Here is a 23,120-nt window from a genome sequence, read left to right as displayed (position 1 = left end):
GTCAAAGCAGATTAGTCAAGCTCTCTTACAGTAACCGGCAGCAGAACTTGTTCAATCTGTGCTCTGTGCGGCTCGTATTGTTCCGGCAGCATCAGGCTGGTCCCCATCGTCTCCGGCGTTTCATCATGAGCGAAGCCCGGAGGATCGGTAGCGATCTCGAACAGAATCTCCCCATGCTCTCTGAAGTAGATGGCGTTGAAATAATTCCGATCCTGCACCGGCGTTACCCCATATCCATTATCATTTACAACTTCCTGCCATTCAAGCTGATCCTGATCATCCTTCGCTCTCCAGGCGATATGATGTACGGTGCCGACACCCATTTCACCGCGCGGTACAGCCGTTACCTTCAGCTCAACCACATTTCCCAGATCCGCAGCCGAATGGTAACGGGCGACATCACCTTCTTGCCCTGCGAATGTAAGTCCCATCACCTTCTCCAGCAGCTCCGCCGTTTGTTCAGGTTGAGTGGACAGCAGTGTTGCGCCGCCGAAGCCCTTGATCGCCACCTCGGGGGTTACCCCGCTGAAGGTCCATTCATTACGCTCACCCGCCTCCCGTTCCACCAGCTCCAGATGCAGACCGTGCGGATCATCGAATTCCAGGTAGTGCTCTCCGAACCGCTCCATCTCTGTGTAAGCCACCTTGAATGCCGTGAGCCGCTCTCTCCAGAACGCCATCGCCCCGACCGGAATCACATATGAAGTCACACCAACCTGCCCGCCGCCGATCTTACCCTGATACGCATCCGCCCACGGGAAGAAGGTAATAATCGTTCCCGGCTTCCCGCCATCATTGCCGAAGTAGAAGTGATACGTTCCCGGATCGTCGAAATTGACCGTTTGCTTCACCAGCCGCAGCCCCAGTACCCCTGCATAAAAGTCCATATTCTCCTGCGGATGCCCGACAATAGCGGTGATATGATGAATACCCATGGTTTGCTTGTTCATTTGAATTGCCTCCTAAGTTGATTCATTCGAATTATATCTTTACTTTAAGATATTTGGTTAAATATTATCTTTAAATTAAGATAATTTATATCCTCACTTTACTTTCTATAGTTACAGTTGTCAAGTACTTGAGTACAATAAATAGCCCCTTCCTAAGAAGAGGCCGCTGAACTAATAGTTTTTGAACACATTTTACTAGAGAAACTGTGACAATCCTGCACATATTGCAACATTCTGCTCACTCTATGGCCCGTAATCAAAAAATGTTGCACAAAAGGCAGCTTTCCGCATCCACCAGACAGCTGGACGGAACTATTCCTGCTTTTTATACAACATTTCTCCCGAAACTTAGGTATTAATCAACCAGAGTTGCAATTTATGCAGTATTTCTTAGCTATCAGCATTAACTTTGCTTAACAAGCTTTTTCTCATAAAAACACAAGGTCAGCCTGTCGTTGATCTGTTGGGTCTCACCCGTCCTTCTGTAGCCCAGCTTTTCATACAAGTAGCAGTTTCTTTCCTCTTGCACGATGGTAGCCAGTCCCCAGACTGTAGCGTCAGCATAGATTTGCTCGATTTGGGCGAATACCTGCTGGGCTATGCCCAGGCCTTGATATTCCGGCAAGATAAATATTTGGCCTAGCCAATATTTCTGCTCATCTGTCTTCTTGACCCTAATGCTACCTGCTGCGACACCGGCATACCGGATGATGTAATAATCTACAGAAGCCTGATTAAGCCGTTCCGCCACTCTCTCCACCGTTTCATTGGCCGGGCTTGTCTCATAATCCTGATATTTCTCCAAGAGCGGCAGAAAGGCCTGAAGCTGCATAGCATGAATATCCGCCGCATCCTCCAACGTAGCTTTACTTAATGTAACCTCTGACTTTTCCATTGTATGTACCTCCTGGCTTTATACCCTATACACGTAGTCCCAATGTTCACCCTTAAGTACAGAGCCAGGACCCATGTGCCGTTTCTGCTGCAAAACAAAACCAACGCGCTCATACATCCGCTGCGCGGGGATCAGATCATTATTAGTGGTCACCCGAATCTGCCCGACTTTATTCCGCAGGATTCGGTCGACCGCTTCTTGAAGCTGCATGGTACTGTAGCCTTTGCCTTTGTGGGCAGTCGCAATACAGTTATGGCCGATTTCAGCGTATCTGGGCATCTGCCTCGGGTCCCAGGATACGAAGCCAATAGCCTTACCATGCAGCGTAGTCATGAACCCATATTGATCCGCAAGTTGCAGATTGTCAAAGAAAAAGTGGTCGAACTCCTGCCAATCCTCCAGACAGCTCTGCTCATACCTGCGGTCGAAGGAATAAGCATCCTTCAATAGTTCAAGCAATGTTCCCCGTTCAAACAGGCTGATTTTACTGAATTCAATGCTCATTTACTTCCCTTCTTTTCTTGTGTATAGTTACTTTCACTTCAACACTACAGGTTCCAGTAAACTCAAGTCATACAAATTTCCACCGCCCGCAGGGCTGTCATTGCGGATATGTTCTTCCAGACAGAGTCTGCTGCGGTCAGAGCGGTACTTTGGGCTATGGGCTAATTGATCCATCAGCATCTTCCAGGAACCTCCAATGTCTTCACTGCTGTCCAGCTTGGCATATAGCCCGCCGGGCAGGATCATTTCCTCGAAAGGCTCGGGGACGCTGATTCCTTCGGGAATTGTCGCACACATTCCATAGCCATAGGGTTTACCTGCACTACTTGGCATAGGCTTCATATTCCCGCCGAATAACCTCGCCGTGCCCAAGAGATTTGCGGATTCCAACCAATCCATGATAGGACCCATCGCTTTGTCTTCCGGAGAAACGTCTACCACGATATGAAAGGCTACCCTCATAGTTGGCAGTGTAATCACTTTAAATGTGGACTGTCCGGTTACATTACTCATAAAGACATTCTCCATTTCGCTAAGCAGTTCCTCCTGAATGGAGGTTCTCTTATTGGAAGTATTCAGGTAATCGAGTACCTGATGTAATTGCTGTCCCATCTGTTCTAGTTCTTCCTGGTGCACCTGTAGAGCAAGTATCCTGTTCTGTATAACCTGCTTAAGCACAGGCACAGAACTTTTACCCAAGACAGCCTGTATTTCTCTGATCGGGATATCCATTCTCCGCAGCAGCGCTGTGATCCTGATACACTTAAGCGCATGTTCATCGTAGGTACGCCAGCCGGAAGATACCTCTCTCTTACTCTGAAACAATCCTTCTGCTTCCCAGTGCCGCAAGGTGCGGCTCGTCAGCCCGAGTTGCTCCGACAATTGCTGTATGCTAACAACCGTCCTGTTCATTTCTCCCTCCTTCCTGTGATCACATCCCTATCCTATCACTTGACGCAGCGGCAACTTCAAGGAGGAATTTGGATTACTGCCGTATGCTCCTCCAGCTTTGCTCGTATGGTCTGCATGGACCCACTCCTAACCCTACGCGAACTAAAGTTTGACATTCTCCAGAAAGTACTGTATAAATACACTAATTCAATATTATATAACTTTGCAATGACGAAGAGAGTACGCATAACGAATACTTCAGAGAGCTGATGGTAGGTGCGAATCAGTGTAGGGAATATGCCGAAGTGGGCTTCTGAGCATCCAAACCGAACCTTCAGGAAGTAGGCTTTGGCGAAAGTCTCGTCGTTACAAGAGACGCGTATTCAAACCTATAGTGAGGTTTCGATACGTTCAAGCGGTCCGGATCACCGTTCGGACTAACTAAGGTGGCACCACGGGGTTTTCTCGTCCTTTTCAGGATGAGAAGACCCCTTTTTGATTTTATAGACGGAGGGATAATATGAGTAATGACATTGTATTAACAGGAATTAAACCTACGGGCAAAGTCCATCTGGGGAACTACATCGGAGCAATCAAGCCTGCTCTGCAAATCGCCGGGGCCAGTGATTGCACTTCACTCTACTTCATTGCCGACTACCATGGGTTAAATTTTATACAGAATAGAGACGAGTTCAGAGATCTGTCTTATAGTATCGCAGCCACTTGGCTGGCACTCGGACTCAACCCGGACCGGGTGATTTTCTATAGACAATCTGATGTGCCGGAGATCTTCGAGCTGTGCTGGATTCTAGCCTGCCTGACGTCCAAAGGACTGATGAATCGTGCCCATGCCTACAAAGCGATTCAAGATCAAAATGAACAACTGGGCGTGGATGCGGATACTGGTGTTAATATGGGTCTGTTCACCTATCCGATTCTGATGGCTGCGGACATTCTGCTGTTCCAATCAGACAAGGTCCCTGTCGGTAAAGACCAGATTCAGCATGTGGAGATCGCCAGAGATATCGCCGAAAGCTTCAACCGGGTTTATGGAGATACGTTCAAGTTGCCTGACTATATTGTCGATGAGAGCACAGCGGTGATTCCTGGTCTTGACGGGAGGAAAATGAGCAAAAGCTATAACAATACGATTCCGCTTTTCGAAACGGCAGAGAACCTGAAGAAGCTGATCAGCAAAATCAAAACTGACTCTACACTTCCGCAGGAACCGAAAGACCCGGAGACCTCTAATATTTTCTTGTTGTATAAAGAATTTGCGACGCCCACTCAAGTGCAGGAGTTAAGAGACAAATATCTAAGTGGCATTAGCTGGGGTGAGGCCAAGCATGAGCTATTCCAGGTAGTTAATGCTGCTCTGGAGGAGCCACGGAAGAAATACTATGATCTCATGGCAGAGCCAGAGCAGATCGACACAATCTTGAGTGAAGGCGCCCGGAAGGCAAGAGCCCTGGCGGGACCGTTGCTCAAGAAGGTTAAATCGAGGATAGGACGTTATGCGTAGACCGGTTTTAAGACAGTGGTGATCATTTGTTTGTCTTTGAATACACAAAGAAACCACTCTTGGAACAGGTCAGGTCTCTTTCCGTTCCAAGAGTGGTTTCTTCAGCAGCTACAGCTTCTGAAATAACCGTTCCCCGTTGATCTGGATATATCTGTACATGCCGGCGCAGACCGCTGCCATTAGAATGCAGTATCCCAGCAGGATGAGATTTCCGCCCCCCCCAGGAAGAAGCATGAACAGTACGGCGGGAACAGCCAGCGTGAGAACGCCGATAACCATCGTTACCAGCACCGACGCACTCTGCTTGATCGCCGCAACTTCACTGGTCCAGTCCAGCTTGGGTAGCTTCAGGTTCACCATAACGCCCAGCAGCGCAGAATAGCAGGCATAGATTACCGGAACGGCCAGCATCAATATACTCTCCGTCAACCCAACACGCAGGGTATAGACCAGCAGCCCCCAGCTTACGGCTGTAACCGGTACCGTAATAGTGAGATTCACCGCCACCTTGCTGAATACAATTGCCGGTTTGGGCACGGGGGAGCTGGTCAAGATCCACAGATGATTGCCTTCCAGCGAAATAGAGCAGGCTGTCGTACAGCTCAGAACAACGAATAGAGAGATCACCAGCGGACTCAGCGTACTTAGGGAGTCCGACAGCTGCGGGATGTCAAGTATAGTTCCCAGCTGCTCTGAGCTGACGAATAATAAGGAAATGGACATCATCAGGAGCAGCACCATCCCGATCCCTGTGTTCAGCACATAATTGACCGAGCTGAAATAACGCCGCAGCTCCTTAAGATACAAGGCCTTGAATGCTGAATTCGCCTGCAGCGGCTTCATCGTGTATCCGCGGCTTGCGCGGCTGGTCATAAGCCCTGTATGAATTGCCTTGTACCGGGTCGCCAGCAGGACTGAGAACAGCATAAAGACCAGCACAGACACCGCGATGAAGAAGAGCAAGGCACTTACCCGGTACGAGCAGACCGCATCAACGTACAGGGAAGCCGGAGGATACACCTTGAAGATCATATCACCCAAGGCGGCTCCAACATCTGCAATCGCCTGCTGCCCTTGATTGAGCGTGAACGAGCCCAGCATCAGCACAATGATGAAGGCGAACGTGAGGATCATATTCAGGATTTTGCTCGACCGGAACCGGGAAGAGACCCAGCTAATGAGGGTGCCCACAAGCGTAGCCGCTATAATCGGCAGCTGAGTAATGAAGAAGAGCGTCAATAGGAAAAACAGATAGAACAGCACGCCCGGCTTCACATATATCGCATACACCGCCCCCGCTGGAAGCATGACCAGCAGCGTGAAGAACAGGTTCATCACATAAAGCTGAAGCACCCGGCTCGCCACCACATGGCTGGTCTTCACCGGGAGAGACATGATCATATCGTAGTCCTTATAACTGAATAATACCCCGCTTGCCTTATAGACCGTAGTGAAGAAGCCGACCAACGAAGTGGCCGCCATCATCACTGCCAGCAATAAGTCCATCCGCCCAAGCTGCTCGAACGACTGCGCCATCATGAAGCTGTAGCCGAATGACACGGCTCCGATCATGAGTATCCCGGCTATCATCGCGATGCTGAGCAGCAGCGCCTTCCGTCTCTGTGCAGAGTCTTTCGTATGCAGCGCTTTATTGAGGCCGAAGGAGGATAACAGCTGCAGCTTCGTTAATCTCCAGACATTAATCATGATCGATCAGCTCCATGAATACATCCTCCAGGCTGTTCTCGCCTCTGACCTCTTCGGTCTTACCATGGGCAATCAGCCGTCCGCCTTTGATGATCGCAATCTTATTGCAGAGCTTCTCAGCGGTATCCAGCACATGCGTGGAGAAGAAAATCGCACTGCCTCTGCTGCACACATCTGCCATGATCGTCTTCAGCGTATGCGCCGCTTTCGGATCAAGCCCCACAAAAGGCTCATCCAGCACTAACAGCTTCGGCTCATGGATCAGGGCAGAGATAATGGCCAGCTTCTGCTTCATGCCGTGGGAATATGAGGAGATCAGATCGCCCAGACTCGCTGTAAGCTGGAAGGCATCGCCGTACTGCCCAATCAGCCGCTCCCGGTTGGCCCCCGATACACTGAAGAGATCGCCGATGAAATTCAAGTATTGAATCCCCGTCAGGTGATCGTACAAGTCCGGGTTATCCGGGATGTAGGCAAGCTTCGCCTTGCAGGCTAACGGATCTTTTTTAATTGAGATGCCGTCAATTTCAATCTCCCCTTGTTCAAAATCAAGCACGCCCACCACAGCACGGATAGTCGTGGTCTTGCCAGCGCCGTTATGGCCGATGAAGCCATAGATGTCTCCCCGCTCGACTACCAGACTGAGATCATCTACTGCTTTTTTGCCGCCCTTATAGCTCTTCGTAAAATGTCTAATCGTCAGCATTTCCTCTCACCTCTTCCTTGGTGTTAGCAAATAACTATAATACGAACAGCCCGGGCTAATGGTTCATTTCAATATTAAATCCCATTCTCCCGCATTTTTGCCGTGATTAAGTTCATGCGGGGCTCAAGCGTTCCTCCGCTGTATTTCGGCAGGCGTATCTCATCGACAATCCGGCCGTCGCACATGAACATAATCCGCTGCGTCCTGGCTGCCACAGTGGCATCATGGGTGACCAGCATGATGGCCGTCCCTTCCTCATTGATTCCGGACAGCAGGGCCATGATCTCCTCGGCTGCCTTCAGATTCAGCGCACCGGTCGGCTCATCCCCGAAAATAATGCGCGGACTGCCCATCAGCGCGCGGCAAATGCCGGCCCGCTGCAGCTGTCCGCCCGAAGCCTCCGTGATATCACGCTTCGCCAGCTCCGCGATGCCCACCTTCTGCATAAGCTGCTGCGCCTTATCCGTAATCGCGGCAACCTTCCGCCGGTTGCCGCGCATCGACGGCAGAATGATATTATCCAGGATGTTCAGATTCTTCATCAGCGTCGGCTGCTGGAACACGAAGCCCATTTCCGTTCTGCGGAGATCCGCAAGCTCATCCTCTTCAAGTATCCCCAGATCCCTGCCCTCAAAAGTAACCAGGCCCCCGTCGATCCGGTCCATTCCGCTCAGTGCAAACAGCAGCGTGGATTTCCCTGAGCCTGAAGGTCCCATCACCGAGACGAATTCACCTTCGTGAATATCGACGGATACTTCGTCCAGCACCTTGCGCTGCTCCTCGCCGGTGCCGTATTGTTTGGTTATATTTTCACCCGAAATAATCTTCTTCATCTTCTTGATCTACTCCTTAATATTGCCGGATATTTGAATGTGGCCGATGCCCGATGTGCCGATAACCGCCCCGATGAGTACAGAACCGGTCATGATCAGCGGACACAGCAGATACGCCGAGAGTGGATTGATCACGAACTTGAACGACGAAGCTCCGAAGGAGGAGATCACAGCCCCGGCGAGAATCTGCCCCAGAGTGTTCGCCAGCAGGATGCCCAGAGCCATTCCGGTCACAAGCACAAATATAGAACGTGCATAATACTGTACAGTCAGATCGGAATTCCGGAAGCCCATGGATTTCATGACGGCTATAGAGTAACGGTCCTTGGCTACCAGCATCCGCATGAACAAGAGTGTAATCAGTACATTCAGAACCAGCATCACGGCTAGAGCAGCCCATGCAGCCTTACCGACTGAGCTAATGGTAGAGCCGAAGGTCTGCGTCACATATTCCCCGATATCGGACACCTTCGCATAACTGAACCGCTCTGCATATTCGCTCACCTTGCTGCTGATTAGCATGGAATCTGCAAGCTCCGCATAAATCACGGCCCACATGGCCTGATCAGAAGTCGTGGTGAAGGTGGCCTTGGCTGTTTTTCCGCCGTTGGTCACATCCGAATAAATCCCGGACACCGTAAGCTCCTTCGCTTCTCCGTCTACGAGCAGGGTCAGGGAATCACCGGCTTGCTTGCCCAGTTCCTTGGCATTCGCGGCGGAGAGGGCAATCTCATTCGCTGCAACCGGGCCATGTCCTTCACCATAGGCAACCGGAAAAATGGAATGGTCACCCAGCTCAACCTTTATCCGCTCAACGACACCATTGTCCAGCTTCACGTTCAGCGCCTGAGTGGTCAGCACGGCAAAACGGAAGATCATCACATCCTGCTCCATCACCCGCGCAATATCTGCGGCCTTCTCTGCAATATGGTCCGTCTGCTGGATATCCATGCGCAGATCACTGTCACCGATGCCCATGTATGTAATGAAGCTTGGAGAGGAGATCGTATGATAGAGATTCTGGGGCACAATCATAAGGAAGGAAGAGATGACGAGCACCGCAAGCATGGTTGCGTATAGACTTTTTCTGGACAAAACATCCTTAACGCCCAAGTAGACATTCGTGTTCAGCAGCCGGTTGCCGCTCAAGGTAAACCGCCCTGAGCCCGTCCGTGTCTGCTGGGATGTACCGAAACGAATGGCTTCGACCGCCGAAATCTTCCGGAAACGCTTCAGCACCCTGTTCACATAGGCAACAATAACGAGGAATACGAGCAGTACGCCAAGGATGCCGCAGGCCAGAGCAAGTGCCGGATGCGCACTTTCGCCCATATACAGCCTGATATTCTCAAGCAGCAGACCTCTGAAGCTGAACGATAATGCCAAGCCGAGGATACTGCCCAGAGCTGCTATCGCTGCATATTTGGCCAGATAGATTTTTTTGAGATCCGAGACGCGCAGGCCGATGGCCTTCATGACACCGATCTCCCGGTAATCGCTCTCGATGGTTGCCATGAGGGTGAACCGTATACATAGAAAAGCAATAATAACAACCAGCACACTCGCCAGCAGGATCACCGCAATCATCAGCCCGTCCGAGATCGCATTAAGCACTCTGAACAGGGGATATGTAATCACCGGACCGTTCCCCTCAAGTCCTGCTGCGGTATAGTCGGTCTCGAAGGCTCCCAGCATCGACAGGTCCTTCAATCTGAACTCAATCAGATATTCCGTGGTTCCGTACTGCGCCAGCTCCGCATAATCCTCCGTGCTGACGAGGAACCGCTTCGATGAAGCGAGCAGCGAGTTCATCTGTGAATCCCGCAGGAACCCCGCTACGGTGAGACTTGTGTCCCCCACGGTAACCTTCCCTCCGGCCTTGACGGAGCCATCCTTCATATAACTGATCGGGACATACACCTCGCCGCCCCGTACATCAATCACATTCCCGTCCAGATCAAGCAGATAATCAAACTTCCCGCTCTGTGTGCTGAAGCCGTTATCCTGAACACTGTCCGCAAGCGTATGCCCGTCCATGACAATCCTCGCGCCTTCTACATTGAGGAAATCAAGCACCTGGTATTCTTCCACCTTGTTGTTCTGCTCTGCAAAGGCCTTGAGCCGGGCTTGATCCAGCTGGCCGGAATGCATCTGCAGGAAATGCGGCGTCTTCGCCTGTGTCATTAAATGATCGATGGCCCCGCTCAGATTGACGACCAGAATGGCTGACAGAGAGACGAGCATGGCTGCAGCTGCTACGAACAGCATAGTCGTGAGCGTAATTCCCTTACTTGTACGGATATCTCTGCGGATGATTCGGTAAAACATAAGTTACCCCCTGCTCTCAAGACTTGTAATGGATTTGAGCCGATAGATCATGACCGAAGCAGCGCTTAACAGCAGCCCGGCAATGATGATGAGAAGTCCCATCCCCCGCCCGCTGCCAGTGCCGATGATCCGCCCCACACTATCCGCCAGAACTCCGCCGCTCACCAGCAAGGGAGTAAATACGTAGTCTGCCAGCACACCTGCCAGCATATAAGCCGCCACGAATCCCAGCTGTGAGAGCAGTCCGATCAATGACCAGGCCCTCCCCTGAACGGAATTGTCAATATTGGTGCGGACCAGATAATCCAGGGCCGTGTTCGTAAAGGGCAACATGGCAAAAAACATAAATCCGGCAGCGCCAATCAGCACAATATTCTCACGCAGTCCGAAGACGGCGATACTGATTCCTGAGCAAAAAAGCGACACTGTCAGCATGCGTACGAAATTTTTTTGTATATGCAGCATCCCTATAATGACACTCGACACCAGCATTCCCGATGCCATGACCGTCTCAAGCGTCCCCAGGACCGCACTGCTGGAGAACGCCAGAATCATCGGCATCGACAAGGTCTCGATGAACCCGATGAAGAAGGTCATGACCGAGGTCATAATCACCAGCACCAGTACTCCCCGATTCCCGGAGACTGCTCTCCAGCCTTCTTGAAATTCACGGATAAAGGCCGGTGCCTGCTCCGTCTTCTTGGAGGTAAGACCGCTGCGGACCGCAAGCGTAGTAGGCACGGTTAGAAAAAAAGTACAGATGTCGATAATCAGCAGCAGCTTCACATCAGAGACTGTAAGCAGCAGCCCGGCAATGAGCGGCGAAATCAGATATTTGGCGGAGCCGGCAATCTGCACAAACCCGCTGGCTTTCGTATACTGCTCCTCGGTAAGCAGATCCGTTATCGTAGCCTTATAGGCGGGATCAAGCAAGGAGGAGAATACCGAGCTTACAGTCACCCCTAAGCAGATCTGCCACAGCTGTGCATCTCCATTCAGCAGGCAGACCAGAATATAGATCAGACCTAAGGCAGAGAGCGTATCCCCCAGCACCATCAGCAGCCTGCGGTCATAGCGGTCCGCTAGCACGCCAGCGACTGGACTGAGTAGGAGGGAAGGCATGAATGCCAGTAATGTCACCAGCGCCATAGCCGAAGCCTGCCCGGTCTGCTGTAAGGTATATATCCCCAGCCCGAACGCGGTGAGCCCGCCGCCGATAGCTGAGATCAGTTGTCCTGACCACAAAAACAGGAATCTGCCGAAGCCTGTGCCGGATCTATTCATCACCATTGCCCGCTTCCACTCCACCGGAGGCGCCGAACATCTGCATCACGCTCATCAGACTTCCGCTCCCGGCACCGAGCAGCCTTTCCACATTGGCGATGAAGGCCAGAATGCGTGACATTCGCTCGTCCTCCGTCATTTCGACCATATCTTGGTCAAAAATGGTGGTGGCGTAGACCACAACCATCTCCATACATTCATACGGATAAGGCGTATTGAATATCCCCTGCTCGATCCCCTCGCTGATGATGGAGGCCAGAATGGGCGGAACGCTGCGGATGACCGCCTTTTGTACCTTCTGGTGCATCAGCGCATTCTGCGGCTTGTGGATATGCTCCATAATCTCCGTGCTGCTGCCGTCTCCGCCGCTGATGTTCAGCGCCATGACCGCACGGAGAATCCGCTCAATGACGGGGATGCTCTTGTCTTCAGCAATCTGCTGCGCGGCATGAAGGATAGTGGCATTCGTCCGCTCAATCAGCGCGTCCATAATATCCTCCTTCGACTTGAAGTGATAATACAGTGTCCCGCGCGCAATGCCGACCTTGCCCAGAATATCGCCCGTGCTGGTACCGTCGAAGCCCTTCTGTCCGAACAGCTCCTCTGCTGCATCCAGAATCTCATTTCTGCGGGCTTCTGCTTCTTTTACAACTCTCATGGTCATGTCTCCTTATGTGAAGGTGGGATGATACTAAGTTTGGGAGTAACTGTGATTGTAAGTGTACATGTAATTTTGGGTGTAACCTTGGCTGTAACTTTGGATGTAGCTGTGGATGCAACTTTGGTTTTAGCTTTGGCTGGAACTTTGCTGGAACTCCGGCTGTAACCGTAACTTGATCTGTAATGAATTATTTACCGACCGACTGTCTGTCGGTAAGTGATTATAGCATAGCATGCTTTTCTGAAACAAGGTAGCTTAAATTTTGCATATACATTTGTCCTGTGCACCCACGCACCTCACAGCAGCGATTGTATTCGGTTTTCCGCATACATTCGGACCACGCACCTCACAGCAGCAATTGTAATCGGTTTTTCGCATAACGCACAGCAGGGATTCTCCATAATCAGAGAATCCCTGCCTCACGCTCGCATTGTGCCAGAACCTTCTCCAGCCCGCTCACCAAGCTTTTGAGCACCATCAGCTTGCTTCCGGAGTCCAGCCGGTAATAGTTGCGGGTGCCGTCTTTTCGGACGCTAACAATTCCGGCCTCTAACAATATTCTAAGATGATGGGACACGACCGGACGGGAAAAGTGGGTGATCCCTCTTATCTCGCCTACACGCATGCCCGGATCTTGCGGCCCTTGCAGCAAGGCCATCAGAATGGCTTGCCGGGTCTCGGCACCGACCGCGTTCAGCACCTTCAGCGAATTCTTGAATTGAGATGCCAGCTCATTCATAAGCTCCTGATCCATGAAAATCCCTCCTATGTGCTTCATCGTCACGAATCCTATCGTTTCGTTCAGCGGCTCATCCCTGGAGCAGTGACCAGAATCTTGCTGGCCAGGGCTATCATCTGTGCCCGCTCAACCACGGTAAGACCATCGGTTACCGCCGTAATCTGCCGCTCGATCTGCTCCCCGACCTCGTGAATAATCTTCCAGCCTGCCGGAGTAGCCCTCACATTGAATGCCCGCCGGTCACTCTCTGATACGGTACGCTCTACCAGCCCGCGGCGCTGCGCCCGGTCAACGAGCCCTGTAATACTGGATTTGTCGAGGCCCAGATGCTTGGCCAGCTGCAGCATTCCCGGCTCCCGGTCGCGCAGTATTCCCAGCAGACGGATCTGAATGATCGACAGATCATGCTCCGTGCCTATCCGGGCAAGGATATTCTGCACCAGGAAGGATAGCTGCACAAGGCTGTCTACCATCGACAGATCATCCAGCTTATCAAAAGAATTATCGTAACCGCTCATTGATTTCACTCCGCACTTTTGTATATTTCAGACCTGTTCGCTCCTATTGTACCACAGCAGCCGTTGACTTTGTACGCAATACAAACTATTATTGTTTGTATTACAAACCTTTTAGTTTGTTTCACAAACCAAAACACTCACCCGGGTAACTATCCGGGTAAATGGAGGCCTATTTATGTACGCTGCTATTGTAAGATCATTCGATTCAGGTCCGAAATACGAAAAGGTTGACGCTCCGGTACCTTCAGGAGAACACGAAGCTCTGGTGGATGTGCTGGCTGCCGGATTACATCTCCGGGTCCGGGCACAAGCCAATGGTTCTCACTACACGAGTACGGATGAACTTCCGTTAATCCCAGGAATTGACGGCGTCGGACGGCTCCCGGATGGCAAGCTGGTCTATTTTGTAGCCACCGATACGGCCCTGGGATCGTTCGCAGACCAGACCCTCATCGATCTTCGCCGTGCTGTCCCGCTACCCGGAGATGCTGATCCCGTGCTCATCGCCGCCGCGATGAATCCGGCCATGTCCTCCTGGGTAACTCTCCGCCGCCGCGTTCAGGCTAAGCCCGGGTTCAAGGTTCTTATTCTGGGTGCTACAGGCAACTCCGGGCAGATGGCCATGCAGATCGCCAAGCTTATGGGAGCCAGTCAGATCATCGCTGCCGGGCGGAACCCGGAACGTCTGCGTTCGCTTACACAGTATGGTGCAGATGTAGTCATATCGCTTACCGGAGATCCCGGGGCAGTGGCCCGGAACCTCGGCGAAGCCTCAGCTGAAGTGGATATCGTTCTCGACTATCTGTGGGGTGATCCTGCTGCACTCTCCATGCTCCCGATATTAACCCGCCGGTCCGACCGCAGCCGGCTGTTAACCTGGATTCAGATCGGTTCCATGGCAGGGGCGGACGCCGCGATTCCTTCCGCTGTACTCCGTTCTGCCAACTTCCAGATCATCGGCAGCGGCCAGGGGTCCGTTACGCCTGCCGGATATCTGGCCGAATTCCCGGCGTTGATCCAAGCGATTGCAGAGGGTCAGCTTACAGCGAACCCTGTAGTTTACCCGCTATCCGAAATTGAACAAGTATGGAAGACTCCGCCGGGCAGCCAGCAACGTATTGTCTTCGTGCCGCACAACAAGTAGTTTCCCGAACCCTCCAAGCAAGCTGTGTCCAGGTATTGTCAAGCTACGTTACTCCTACTGTAACTTCTGTTCTTGAACATTCTGGAAAGTAAGTGATAGACTTAGCAGGATATCCTTTTTGAAGGAACCTTTTAAGGAATCATACTTACGCATCATAGAACAGGGGGCCGAGGAGCAGTTGGCGATATATCTGGTAAGACACGGCAAGGATGACGAAGGATATCGCGGCGGATGGAGCCAGCGGGGACTAAATACCCAAGGCTACAGACAAGCCGAGAAGCTGGGCTGTTTTTTGAGAGAGAATTCGGCTTCATTCCCTATACAACGTATAGTTAGCAGCGATTTGCAGCGGGCGCTGGATACAGCCGGCGAGCTGGCAAGAGAGCTGGAGTTACCCTTAGAGCGCAGTATGGACTGGCGGGAGATGAACAATGGTGTGATCGCCGGTATGCCGAACGAAATCGTCAATGAACGGTACCCCGGCTTATACTTCTCAGGACTGCGGATGGACGAGTGTTACCCTGACGGAGAGAGTCCGCTCGATTTCTTCACCCGGATTCAAGAGACCTTCACCCGGCTCTGCGAAGAGCATTCGGACAGCAGCCCCGATGATAACATAATTATTGTTACACACGGCGGTGTCATAAATATCATCTATCACATCATCAAAGGGATCGATTGGAATAACCGTGGCAGTAAATTCCCGGCTTCCTATGCCAGCCTGCACAGAATTGAGCTTGTGGACGGAAGATGGAGCCTTTCTCTGGAAAATTATACGGTCTAGCTGCTGCCGCGGACTCGACGTTACGCAGGCAGCCTAGACCCATTCAACACAACAGCACACGCCCGGCTGCCGAGCTTATGCTCTCTGCTGCCGGGCGTGTGCTGTTACTGATGTTTTGAAATGATGAATCAGGACGTATAATTCTGCCCCAGCCCTAGACTGCTTAGCAGCTGTCTATAAGCAATGGAGGTGCGGTCTGCCGGAATATGGGCTTCAGCCTGCAGATCCAGCGGGAGATCCTCCGGCGTCTGCGATTCCACCATCTCCGCATCCTCCTGGAACACCTGCAGATTGAATTTCACCGTGTCCTCCAAGGGGGCGTTCTTGTCAAAATTCCGCGAGATCGGGCAGAACAGCCGGGTATAACGGGCCGACACCGGAGAAGCACAGTTCAGAATCTTCAGCCTGCCCTCATCCGGGAAATAGACAGTTAGCGAAGCGGCGAACGGTGCGAATACACGGAACTCCCGCAGCCACTGGAAGCCTTCCGGCGCAGGATTCTCCTGCCCTTTGCCATAGTTGCTGACCGTGCTCCAGTATTCGGCCACCAGCTCCGTCTCCCCTTCACGCCACACCTTGTACTGGGGGACCTCTGTATTATTGCGGTCACCGAAGGTTGCCGTATGCACGTAAGCGAAATGGGATACATCAAGGAAGCCTTCCATCTGCCGCCCGGACGAGCCGGCAATATCGAAGCTTGGGATCAGAATATTAATATAGTCGGGATCATCCCAGGCCGGGAAGGCGGGAATCTGCTCCGGCGCATCTGCCAGGCAGGTCCAGATCAGACCGTAGCGTTCGATGGCCGGATAGACAATCAATTTCAATTTGGGCGAGATTTTGGCGCTTGGATGTGCCGGTACCGCAGTACATTTCCCCTCACAATTATAGCGGAACCCGTGATACGGGCAGACAATCTCCCCGTTCTCCACCCATCCCTTACTCAGCGGGGCTCCCCGGTGAAAACACAGATCCCGGGCAATAACCACCTTGCCTCCGCTGCGGTAGCATACCAGCTTCATATCCAGCAGCTTCACAGCCACCGGCTGATCCTGTACCTCTGCTGCTGTAGCCACCGGATACCAGTACTGGGCCAGAATACGCCAGTCTTCTGGCGAGAAGGTGCAATCACGCGGGAGTTCAAGCTCTGCCTGCCGTTTCTTTTCCTCTATCATGGCTGCCCCACCTCTCCATATATTATAGATACATAAGATTCCTTAATTATATGTCAGAATAACTGACTTGTTGAGTGTATTTTAAGCTAATTCCATCATGACAATCAATTATTTAGCTTAATATTTTGTATTCGAGCCTAAAATCAGCTATTCAATGTTATGCAAAATGACATATAAATTGATTTCTAATACCCATAAAATGCATGATTGACATTTCGAAGCTGCTGATTATAATAAGGTTATATTCCTTACACGGACTGTTACTGGGCAACCAGGCATGACCGAAAACGATTACATTTTTTTGTAATCCTTTTCGGTCATTTTTATTTGGCGGGGAGGTGAGTATGTATGAAGGTCATCAAAAAAGTGAACAACAATGTAGCTATTGCTATTAATGACAACAATGAGGAAGTGTTTGTGGTTGGCAAGGGCGTTGGTTTCCCAAAGACCCCCTATCAGTTAACTGAAACCGATATGGTGGTGGAGAAAATCTTTGTCGCTCCCAAAAACATCCGCATGTACGACTTGTTGAACAGCATTCCGATTGAGCATATCTATCTGGCGGAAGAAGTCATTACCATGGGCAGCGACATTCTGCATAAGACGTTCAATACCAATCTGCTGCTCACTCTCTCTGACCATATAAGCTTTGCTCTGGCCCGTACCCGTGAAGGTGTCTCCATCAAGAATCCGTTGGAATGGGAAGTGCGCACCCTATACCCGGATGAGACCCGTGTAGGTGAAGCTGCAGTCCAGTTAATTGAAGCTACAGCGGGAGTCCGCCTCCCGGCAGCCGAAACGACCCTGATTGCCTTACATTTTGTGAATGCCCAGGTGGGGTCTGGAGAAATGAGCGATACAACCAAAATTACCACCGTTACCGGCGAGATGCTGTCCATCATCAAATACGCGCTGAAAATTGATTTTGAGGAAGAGTCCATTCACTTCATGCGCTTCGCCACCCATGTCCGCTATTTCATCATGCGGCAGATGAGCGGCAAGTCACTGAAGAAAGAGAATGAAGCGTTGTTTGAGATGGTAACAGAGAAATTCCCGCGTGAACTGGAGTGTGTGGAGAAGATCGCGGCATTCCTGCAGAACAATTACGGCTGGAGCTGCACCAATGATGAGAAGCTGTATCTGATTCTTCACATTCAAAGGTTAATCTCCAACGACTAGACCGGACCTGCCCGATAATTGCATACTATGAATTGGACTGTTACTGATTCGATCAGGCATGACCAAGCACACGGGAATGACGATTCCCTTGGCTTGGTCATTTTTTTATTCCCAGACTACTTTATGTAAGGAGAATGGTCATGAATAACAAGGAATTGGCCCAAAACGTACTGGAGCTTGTAGGCGGCGAACGTAATATCTCATCGCTCACCCACTGTGCAACACGGCTGAGATTCGTGCTTAAAGAAGACAGAAAGGCCGATCTGAAGGCGCTGGACCGACTCGAAGGCGTACTGAAGGCGCAGAATGCAGGCGGGCAGGTTCAAGTGGTGGTCGGGAACAAGGTAGATGCTGTGTATGCTGAGCTGCGCAATCTCGCCTCGGAGAACCTCCAGAGCGAAGACGGGGATGTAGCTCCCAAAAAGAAACAAAATCCGGTAAATGTGGTCCTTGAGACGATTGCAGGCATCTTCACTCCAGTGCTCCCGGCCTTAATCGGCTGCGGTATGATCAAGTGCGTGGCTACAGTATTGGCAGCGCTAGGATGGATGGAAGGCTCCGGGTTCCTGTCCATCGTCAATATGATTGGCGATCTGATTTTCTACTTCCTGCCCTTCTTCATCGCTGTAAGTGCTGCCCAGAAATTTAAAACCAATCCGTATCTGGCCGTTGCGCTTGCTGCCGGATTAATGCATCCCGTGATTCTCGATGGCGCAGCCAAAATTGCCGAAACCGGCGTGAAAACAATCGATTTCCTCGGCATGCCGATCCTGCTGATGAAATATTCCTCGTCGGTGATTCCAATCATTCTGGGCGTGTGGGTCATGAGCTATCTCTACCCTGTAGTGGACAAATTCATTCCCAAGTTTCTGCGGGTGCTCTTAACTCCAATGATTGTATTGTTCATCATGATCCCGCTGGAACTGATCGTACTTGGACCGGTCGGCTCTTATATCGGTACTTGGCTGACCGACGGCATCAACTACCTGTATGCAACCGTTGGCGTATTGGCAGGTACGATTCTCGGGTTCTTCAAGCCCATTATGGTTATGTTTGGCATGCATTACGCCATTATGCCGATCCAGATTCAACAGATTGCCAGCATAGGCTCGACCATGCTGCTGCCGGCCTCTCTTGCAGCTAACCTGGCCCAGGCGGGAGCCGCCTTCGGTGTTTTCGTTCTCACCAAGAGCAATACGATGAAATCCGCAGCCGGGTCAAGCGGCTTCACCGCCCTGTTCGGCATTACCGAGCCGGCGATTTACGGCGTCAATCTTCGTTACAAACGGCCGTTCTTTGCCGGGTGTGCGGCAGCCGGAATCGTAGGCGGTTTCTACAGTATTGTTCATGCGAGTGCAAATGCCATCGCCCTTCCGGGAGTCTTGGCCCTGGGAACGTATACAGCAGACCGTTACGTCTATATTGTGATCGGGTCCATCGCAGCAGTCGTTCTGGGATTTGTATTCACCTTGCTCGCAGGCATCAAGGAAGATGCGGACGGGCAAGCCACTACGAAGGCTAAGAAGAACGCCGCTTCGCCGGCAGCCGCTCAGGATGCCACCCCTTCGGCATCCCGCGCTGCGGATACCGCTGGTATGCTGATCGTCAGCCCGATGACAGGTGAAATTAAGCCGTTAGCCGAGGTTGAGGACCAAGCCTTTTCTCAGGAGCTGATGGGCAAAGGCATTGCCATCGTGCCAAGTGAAGGCAGAGTCTACGCACCTTTTGACGGAGTGGTTGAGGCATTGTACAGAACCAAACACGCCATCGGGCTTAAAGCAGCGAACGGCGTGGAAATACTGATTCATATCGGCGTAAATACGGTGAGCCTGAAAGGCAAGCATTTCAAATCCTATGTAGAGCAAGGTCAATCCATTCAGGCAGGCGACCTGCTGGTGGAATTCGATTCCAAAGGAATTATTGCCGATGGCTACCCTACAATTACCTCTATTGTCGTGACCAACATGCAGCAGTTCGCCGATGTACTGACGGCCTCAGATAGCGGTTCAATCCAAGAAGGCGGAGCACTGCTGAAACTGATTCCGTAACTCATACTAATTAAGGAGGAACACTATAATGACGCAATCTCTGTTTCCGGAAGGCTTCCTGTGGGGAGGCGCTCTCTCCGCCTGTCAGGCGGAGGGTGCTTACAATATAGACGGCAAGAGCCTGACCATTCCTGATGTGATGAAATTCAACTCCAATAACGATCGTAAAGTAACCAAGCAGATGAAGATTAACCGCGAGATGATTGAAGAGGCCAAAAACGATCCGGATACGGTTAAATATCCAAAACGCCGCGGCATCGACTTTTACCACACGTTCCGTGAGGATATCGCTCTGTTCGCCGAAATGGGCTTCAAGGTCTTCCGTTACTCCATCGCATGGGCCCGTGTATTCCCAGGCGGAGACGATGCCGCCCCGAACGAGAAGGCATTGCAATTCTACGATCAGGTGATTGAGGAGTGCCTGAAGCACGGCATGGAGCCGCTGATCACCATTAGCCATTTCGATACGCCGATCGTGCTGATTGACAAATTCGGCGGCTGGTATAACCGCAGGCTGGTGGACTTATATGTCAACTACTGCGAGGTGTTATTCAAGCGTTACAAGGGCAAAGTAAAGTATTGGGTGACGTTCAATGAGATCAATATGAGTGTCAAAGCCGGAGCAAAAACGCTCGGAATTATTGAATACGATGCACCGAATTATGAGGAAATGCTGTTCCAGGGGTTACACCATCAGTTCGTGGCAGCCTCTAGAGCGACCAGACTGGCACATGAGATTGATCCGGGTAACCAAATCGGCAGCATGGTCGCTTACTTCACGACCTATCCGTACACCTGCAAACCGGAGGATGCCCTTCAGATGCAGAAGGATGACCAGATGAAAAACCAGTTCTTCCTCGATGTCTTGAACCTGGGCGAATATCCTTATTACGCCAAGACTTATTTCAAAGACAAAAATATCACGCTGCACATCGAGGATGGCGATCTGGATAGCATCCGTGCACATACGGCGGATTACATCGGTATGTCCTACTACAACTCCATGATCTCCAGCAGTGACACAGAGCAGCTCGAACTGACGGCAGGCAACGTACACAGTGTCTATAAAAACCCGCATTTGCCGGAAAATGAGTGGGGCTGGCAGATCGACCCTGTGGGGCTACGGTATACGTTGAATCTGGTGTATGACCGCTACCACAAGCCTGTGTTTATTCTGGAGAACAGCTCAGGCTTCTACGACAAGTTGAATGAAGACGGTACTGTGAACGATCCTTACCGCATAGATTTCTTGAGAAAACATATCGAACAGATGGGGCTGGCCATTCAGGATGGTGTCGAAATGATAGGCTATACCATGTGGGGGCCGATTGACATGATCAGCTCTTCTACCTCGGAAATGAGCAAACGTTACGGGTTCATCTATGTGGATCAGGATGACTACGGCAACGGGACGATGAAGAGAACCCGCAAGGATTCCTTCTATTGGTATCAGAATGTTATCCGGACGAACGGGGCCGAGCTGTAGGCAGTATGAATATACTACGGTCTGTCCAAAAAATACCTGGCGGTCTGCTCATCGTCCCCATGCTGCTGGCAGCCGCCGTCAACACGGTGTTTCCGCAGCTGTTCGGCATTGGTGATCCTACAACCGCTCTGTTTACCTCCAGAGGAACGATGGTGCTTATCGGCTTGATCCTGTTTGTATCCGGGACGCAGTTGGACCTCCGCCTGCTCCCTGCTACACTGAAGCGCGCCGGGGTGCATGTTCTGGCAAGAATCCTGATCGCCTGGATGTTTGGATGGGCATTCGTTTATGGATTCGGCATCGAGGGCTTTGCCGGTATTTCTGCCATTGCCTTCATCGCAGTGCTGACTAGCTGCAATCCGGGCCTTTACCTGGCGCTGATGAATTCCTACGGAGATGAAATGGATCAGGGAGCCTTTGGTATTTTGAACCTGATCGCCGTTCCGGTCATTCCGGTCATGATTCTGAACTCAGCCAGCGGGGCAGGAATTGATTATCTTAGCGTGGCGGCCACGCTGCTCCCTTTTGCCGTAGGTATACTGCTTGGCAATCTTGATGCTAACCTTCAGAAGATGTTTGCTCCGGGAACAGTGATCCTATTGCCATTCCTCGGCATCAGCTTCGGGTCTAGCATCAACCTGAGCCTGGCCTTCCGGTCGAGCTTATCCGGCCTGCTGCTAACCTTACTCTTCTTCCTGCTTTGTCTGCTGCCGCTGGTTATGATTGACCGTCACTTGTTAAAACGCCCGGGGTATGCAGCGGCGGCTACCTGTTCAGTCGCCGGTCTATCGATGGTTGTGCCCGGGATAGCTGCCGGTTTTAACCCGGCTTATGCACCATATGCGGATACAGCTATAGCACAGATTGCTTTTACTGTCATCCTGACTTCCATCACCATACCTTATGTGGTTAAACGGCTGGCTGGAAAAGTGAACTCGGCCGAAGCCGGCCATTAGCTGCAACCAGAGACATAATACCAGTTGCGGTCCATTGCCTTCCCAGATTCGGGTCTGCGATTGGGCCGCTTTAATTTTTAGCTAAAAATTTAACTAGGTTTCAAAATTTCACTTGCTTTATTAAAGTTATCAGCTATAATAAAAAACATATCAAGCAAAACAAATTACGGAAAACAAAATTCGAGGAGGAATTACAATGACAACACTTAATATCGGAATTATTCTTGGAAGCACACGCCAGGGCCGCGTTAGCCCGCAGGTAGGCGAATGGGTGAAGGGGATCGCTGATGCCCGTGGAGATGCTAATTACGAAATCGTAGATATTGCTGACTTCAAGCTGCCGCTGCTCGGGGAGAGCGACAGCTACGCTGAAGCCCAGGCTTGGGCAGCTAAGCTGGCTACCCTGGACGGATTCGTATTCATCGTTCAGGAATATAACCACAGTCTCTCCGGTGCACTGAAGAACGCACTGGATTCTGCCCGCGAAGAATGGAACAACAAGGCTGCCGGAATCGTCAGCTACGGCTCCGCCGGTGGCGCCCGCGCTGCTGAGCATCTGCGCGGTATTCTCGGCGAATTGTCCGTCGCCGATGTTCGTGTCCACCCGCTGCTCTCGCTGTTCACCGACTTCGAGAACGGCTCGGTGTTCAAGCCGGCTGACCTGCATGCTGCCAATGTCAATGCTATGCTGGATCAGGTCTTGGCCTGGAGCGGCGCGCTGAAGACACTGCGCCAGTAAGAATTCATTCGAAGCAGTTCCAGATCTATACAAGTCCGAACATGAAGCAAGGGGAATCTCCAGCCAAAGGC

At 51.3% G+C, this 23,120-nt stretch carries 21 protein-coding genes and 1 other annotated feature; of the genes, 8 read left to right on the top strand and 13 right to left on the bottom strand.

Annotated features, from left to right (window positions below):
- Window positions 1-11: 11 nt before the first annotated feature.
- The 4 genes from NST26_RS12160 to NST26_RS12145 all read right to left on the bottom strand — a co-directional run bounded on the left by NST26_RS12160 (window position 12) and on the right by NST26_RS12145 (window position 3,261).
- Complete coding sequence (locus tag NST26_RS12160) at window positions 12-950, bottom strand: ring-cleaving dioxygenase (RefSeq protein WP_340953750.1); 939 nt, start codon at window positions 948-950, stop codon at window positions 12-14.
- A 403-nt stretch (window positions 951-1,353) separates the two neighbouring features.
- Entirely contained in the window at window positions 1,354-1,845 is a 492-nt protein-coding gene (locus NST26_RS12155; protein WP_340953752.1) for a GNAT family N-acetyltransferase, read from the bottom strand.
- An 18-nt stretch (window positions 1,846-1,863) separates the two neighbouring features.
- Complete coding sequence (locus tag NST26_RS12150) at window positions 1,864-2,349, bottom strand: GNAT family N-acetyltransferase (protein WP_339313777.1); 486 nt, start codon at window positions 2,347-2,349, stop codon at window positions 1,864-1,866.
- A gap of 33 nt (window positions 2,350-2,382) precedes the next feature.
- Window positions 2,383-3,261, bottom strand: a complete 879-nt coding sequence (locus tag NST26_RS12145; protein WP_340953755.1) for a MerR family transcriptional regulator — start codon at window positions 3,259-3,261, stop codon at window positions 2,383-2,385.
- A 198-nt stretch (window positions 3,262-3,459) separates the two neighbouring features.
- Window positions 3,460-3,716, top strand: a binding site (T-box leader).
- 44 nt (window positions 3,717-3,760) lie between these two features.
- Between NST26_RS12145 and NST26_RS12140 the strand changes: the two genes are divergently transcribed.
- Complete coding sequence (locus NST26_RS12140; protein ID WP_340953756.1) at window positions 3,761-4,762, top strand: tryptophan--tRNA ligase; 1,002 nt, start codon at window positions 3,761-3,763, stop codon at window positions 4,760-4,762.
- Window positions 4,763-4,870: 108 nt separating this feature from the next.
- On the opposite strand, the gene NST26_RS12135 is transcribed toward NST26_RS12140, so the two are convergent.
- The 8 genes from NST26_RS12135 to NST26_RS12100 all read right to left on the bottom strand — a co-directional run bounded on the left by NST26_RS12135 (window position 4,871) and on the right by NST26_RS12100 (window position 13,538).
- Window positions 4,871-6,469, bottom strand: coding sequence for a hypothetical protein (locus NST26_RS12135; RefSeq protein WP_340979226.1), 1,599 nt, complete (start codon window positions 6,467-6,469; stop codon window positions 4,871-4,873).
- Complete coding sequence (locus NST26_RS12130; protein ID WP_036729857.1) at window positions 6,462-7,175, bottom strand: ABC transporter ATP-binding protein; 714 nt, start codon at window positions 7,173-7,175, stop codon at window positions 6,462-6,464. The genes NST26_RS12135 and NST26_RS12130 overlap by 8 nt, the downstream gene beginning before the upstream one ends.
- 74 nt (window positions 7,176-7,249) lie before the next feature.
- Entirely contained in the window at window positions 7,250-8,008 is a 759-nt protein-coding gene (locus NST26_RS12125; protein WP_339313771.1) for an ABC transporter ATP-binding protein, read from the bottom strand.
- A gap of 9 nt (window positions 8,009-8,017) precedes the next feature.
- The gene (locus NST26_RS12120; RefSeq protein ID WP_340979224.1) at window positions 8,018-10,336 is read right to left on the bottom strand and encodes an ABC transporter permease; all 2,319 of its coding nucleotides are present in this window, start codon (window positions 10,334-10,336) and stop codon (window positions 8,018-8,020) included.
- Between the two features lie 3 nt (window positions 10,337-10,339).
- Complete coding sequence (locus NST26_RS12115; protein ID WP_036730223.1) at window positions 10,340-11,620, bottom strand: MFS transporter; 1,281 nt, start codon at window positions 11,618-11,620, stop codon at window positions 10,340-10,342.
- Window positions 11,613-12,278, bottom strand: coding sequence for a TetR/AcrR family transcriptional regulator (locus tag NST26_RS12110; protein WP_339313768.1), 666 nt, complete (start codon window positions 12,276-12,278; stop codon window positions 11,613-11,615). Before NST26_RS12110 ends, NST26_RS12115 begins: the two co-directional genes overlap by 8 nt.
- Before the next feature lie 406 nt (window positions 12,279-12,684).
- The gene (locus NST26_RS12105) at window positions 12,685-13,035 is read right to left on the bottom strand and encodes an ArsR/SmtB family transcription factor (protein WP_339255713.1); all 351 of its coding nucleotides are present in this window, start codon (window positions 13,033-13,035) and stop codon (window positions 12,685-12,687) included.
- A 47-nt stretch (window positions 13,036-13,082) separates the two neighbouring features.
- Entirely contained in the window at window positions 13,083-13,538 is a 456-nt protein-coding gene (locus tag NST26_RS12100) for a MarR family winged helix-turn-helix transcriptional regulator (RefSeq protein WP_339255711.1), read from the bottom strand.
- A gap of 175 nt (window positions 13,539-13,713) precedes the next feature.
- Between NST26_RS12100 and NST26_RS12095 the strand changes: the two genes are divergently transcribed.
- Together NST26_RS12095 and NST26_RS12090 are read left to right on the top strand one after the other, a co-directional pair.
- A complete protein-coding gene (locus tag NST26_RS12095) occupies window positions 13,714-14,682 on the top strand; it encodes a quinone oxidoreductase family protein (protein WP_340953767.1) in 969 nt (322 codons plus the stop codon).
- A 178-nt stretch (window positions 14,683-14,860) separates the two neighbouring features.
- A complete protein-coding gene (locus tag NST26_RS12090; RefSeq protein WP_340953771.1) occupies window positions 14,861-15,466 on the top strand; it encodes a histidine phosphatase family protein in 606 nt (201 codons plus the stop codon).
- A gap of 128 nt (window positions 15,467-15,594) precedes the next feature.
- Here NST26_RS12090 and NST26_RS12085 read toward each other — a convergent pair whose 3' ends face one another.
- Complete coding sequence (locus NST26_RS12085; RefSeq protein ID WP_036729879.1) at window positions 15,595-16,641, bottom strand: aromatic ring-hydroxylating oxygenase subunit alpha; 1,047 nt, start codon at window positions 16,639-16,641, stop codon at window positions 15,595-15,597.
- 348 nt (window positions 16,642-16,989) lie between these two features.
- Here NST26_RS12085 and NST26_RS12080 point away from each other — a divergent pair, with 348 nt between their 5' ends.
- The 5 genes from NST26_RS12080 (at window position 16,990) to NST26_RS12060 (ending at window position 23,049) form a co-directional block, all read left to right on the top strand.
- The gene (locus NST26_RS12080) at window positions 16,990-17,820 is read left to right on the top strand and encodes a PRD domain-containing protein (protein ID WP_339255706.1); all 831 of its coding nucleotides are present in this window, start codon (window positions 16,990-16,992) and stop codon (window positions 17,818-17,820) included.
- A 140-nt stretch (window positions 17,821-17,960) separates the two neighbouring features.
- Window positions 17,961-19,868 carry a beta-glucoside-specific PTS transporter subunit IIABC gene (locus NST26_RS12075; protein WP_340953776.1) on the top strand — a complete coding sequence of 636 codons (1,908 nt, stop codon included), beginning with the start codon at window positions 17,961-17,963 and terminating at the stop codon, window positions 19,866-19,868.
- Between the two features lie 28 nt (window positions 19,869-19,896).
- On the top strand, window positions 19,897-21,354 hold the full coding sequence (locus NST26_RS12070; RefSeq protein ID WP_340953779.1) for a glycoside hydrolase family 1 protein: 1,458 nt from the start codon (window positions 19,897-19,899) through the stop codon (window positions 21,352-21,354).
- Between the two features lie 5 nt (window positions 21,355-21,359).
- Window positions 21,360-22,310: a 2-keto-3-deoxygluconate permease gene (locus tag NST26_RS12065; RefSeq protein ID WP_340979223.1), complete on the top strand. Its 951-nt coding sequence runs from the start codon at window positions 21,360-21,362 to the stop codon at window positions 22,308-22,310.
- A gap of 196 nt (window positions 22,311-22,506) precedes the next feature.
- Window positions 22,507-23,049 carry an NADPH-dependent FMN reductase gene (locus NST26_RS12060; protein WP_036729889.1) on the top strand — a complete coding sequence of 181 codons (543 nt, stop codon included), beginning with the start codon at window positions 22,507-22,509 and terminating at the stop codon, window positions 23,047-23,049.
- Window positions 23,050-23,120: the final 71 nt, after the last annotated feature.

The sequence above is a fragment of the Paenibacillus sp. FSL R7-0128 genome, from assembly GCF_038002245.1.
GTDB lineage: Bacteria > Bacillota > Bacilli > Paenibacillales > Paenibacillaceae > Paenibacillus_AQ > Paenibacillus_AQ silagei.
The sequence above is the reverse complement of the archived record's forward strand: the minus strand, read 5'-3'. Positions and strand labels throughout refer to the sequence as shown.

Coding starts and splice junctions, on each gene's coding strand:
- NST26_RS12160 (WP_340953750.1), bottom strand. CDS start 950: ATGAACAAGCAAACCATGGGTATTCATCATATCACCGCTATTGTCGGG.
- NST26_RS12155 (WP_340953752.1), bottom strand. CDS start 1,845: ATGGAAAAGTCAGAGGTTACATTAAGTAAAGCTACGTTGGAGGATGCG.
- NST26_RS12150 (WP_339313777.1), bottom strand. CDS start 2,349: ATGAGCATTGAATTCAGTAAAATCAGCCTGTTTGAACGGGGAACATTG.
- NST26_RS12145 (WP_340953755.1), bottom strand. CDS start 3,261: ATGAACAGGACGGTTGTTAGCATACAGCAATTGTCGGAGCAACTCGGG.
- NST26_RS12140 (WP_340953756.1), top strand. CDS start 3,761: ATGAGTAATGACATTGTATTAACAGGAATTAAACCTACGGGCAAAGTC.
- NST26_RS12135 (WP_340979226.1), bottom strand. CDS start 6,469: ATGATTAATGTCTGGAGATTAACGAAGCTGCAGCTGTTATCCTCCTTC.
- NST26_RS12130 (WP_036729857.1), bottom strand. CDS start 7,175: ATGCTGACGATTAGACATTTTACGAAGAGCTATAAGGGCGGCAAAAAA.
- NST26_RS12125 (WP_339313771.1), bottom strand. CDS start 8,008: ATGAAGAAGATTATTTCGGGTGAAAATATAACCAAACAATACGGCACC.
- NST26_RS12120 (WP_340979224.1), bottom strand. CDS start 10,336: ATGTTTTACCGAATCATCCGCAGAGATATCCGTACAAGTAAGGGAATT.
- NST26_RS12115 (WP_036730223.1), bottom strand. CDS start 11,620: ATGAATAGATCCGGCACAGGCTTCGGCAGATTCCTGTTTTTGTGGTCA.
- NST26_RS12110 (WP_339313768.1), bottom strand. CDS start 12,278: ATGAGAGTTGTAAAAGAAGCAGAAGCCCGCAGAAATGAGATTCTGGAT.
- NST26_RS12105 (WP_339255713.1), bottom strand. CDS start 13,035: ATGGATCAGGAGCTTATGAATGAGCTGGCATCTCAATTCAAGAATTCG.
- NST26_RS12100 (WP_339255711.1), bottom strand. CDS start 13,538: ATGAGCGGTTACGATAATTCTTTTGATAAGCTGGATGATCTGTCGATG.
- NST26_RS12095 (WP_340953767.1), top strand. CDS start 13,714: ATGTACGCTGCTATTGTAAGATCATTCGATTCAGGTCCGAAATACGAA.
- NST26_RS12085 (WP_036729879.1), bottom strand. CDS start 16,641: ATGATAGAGGAAAAGAAACGGCAGGCAGAGCTTGAACTCCCGCGTGAT.
- NST26_RS12080 (WP_339255706.1), top strand. CDS start 16,990: ATGAAGGTCATCAAAAAAGTGAACAACAATGTAGCTATTGCTATTAAT.
- NST26_RS12075 (WP_340953776.1), top strand. CDS start 17,961: ATGAATAACAAGGAATTGGCCCAAAACGTACTGGAGCTTGTAGGCGGC.
- NST26_RS12070 (WP_340953779.1), top strand. CDS start 19,897: ATGACGCAATCTCTGTTTCCGGAAGGCTTCCTGTGGGGAGGCGCTCTC.
- NST26_RS12065 (WP_340979223.1), top strand. CDS start 21,360: ATGAATATACTACGGTCTGTCCAAAAAATACCTGGCGGTCTGCTCATC.
- NST26_RS12060 (WP_036729889.1), top strand. CDS start 22,507: ATGACAACACTTAATATCGGAATTATTCTTGGAAGCACACGCCAGGGC.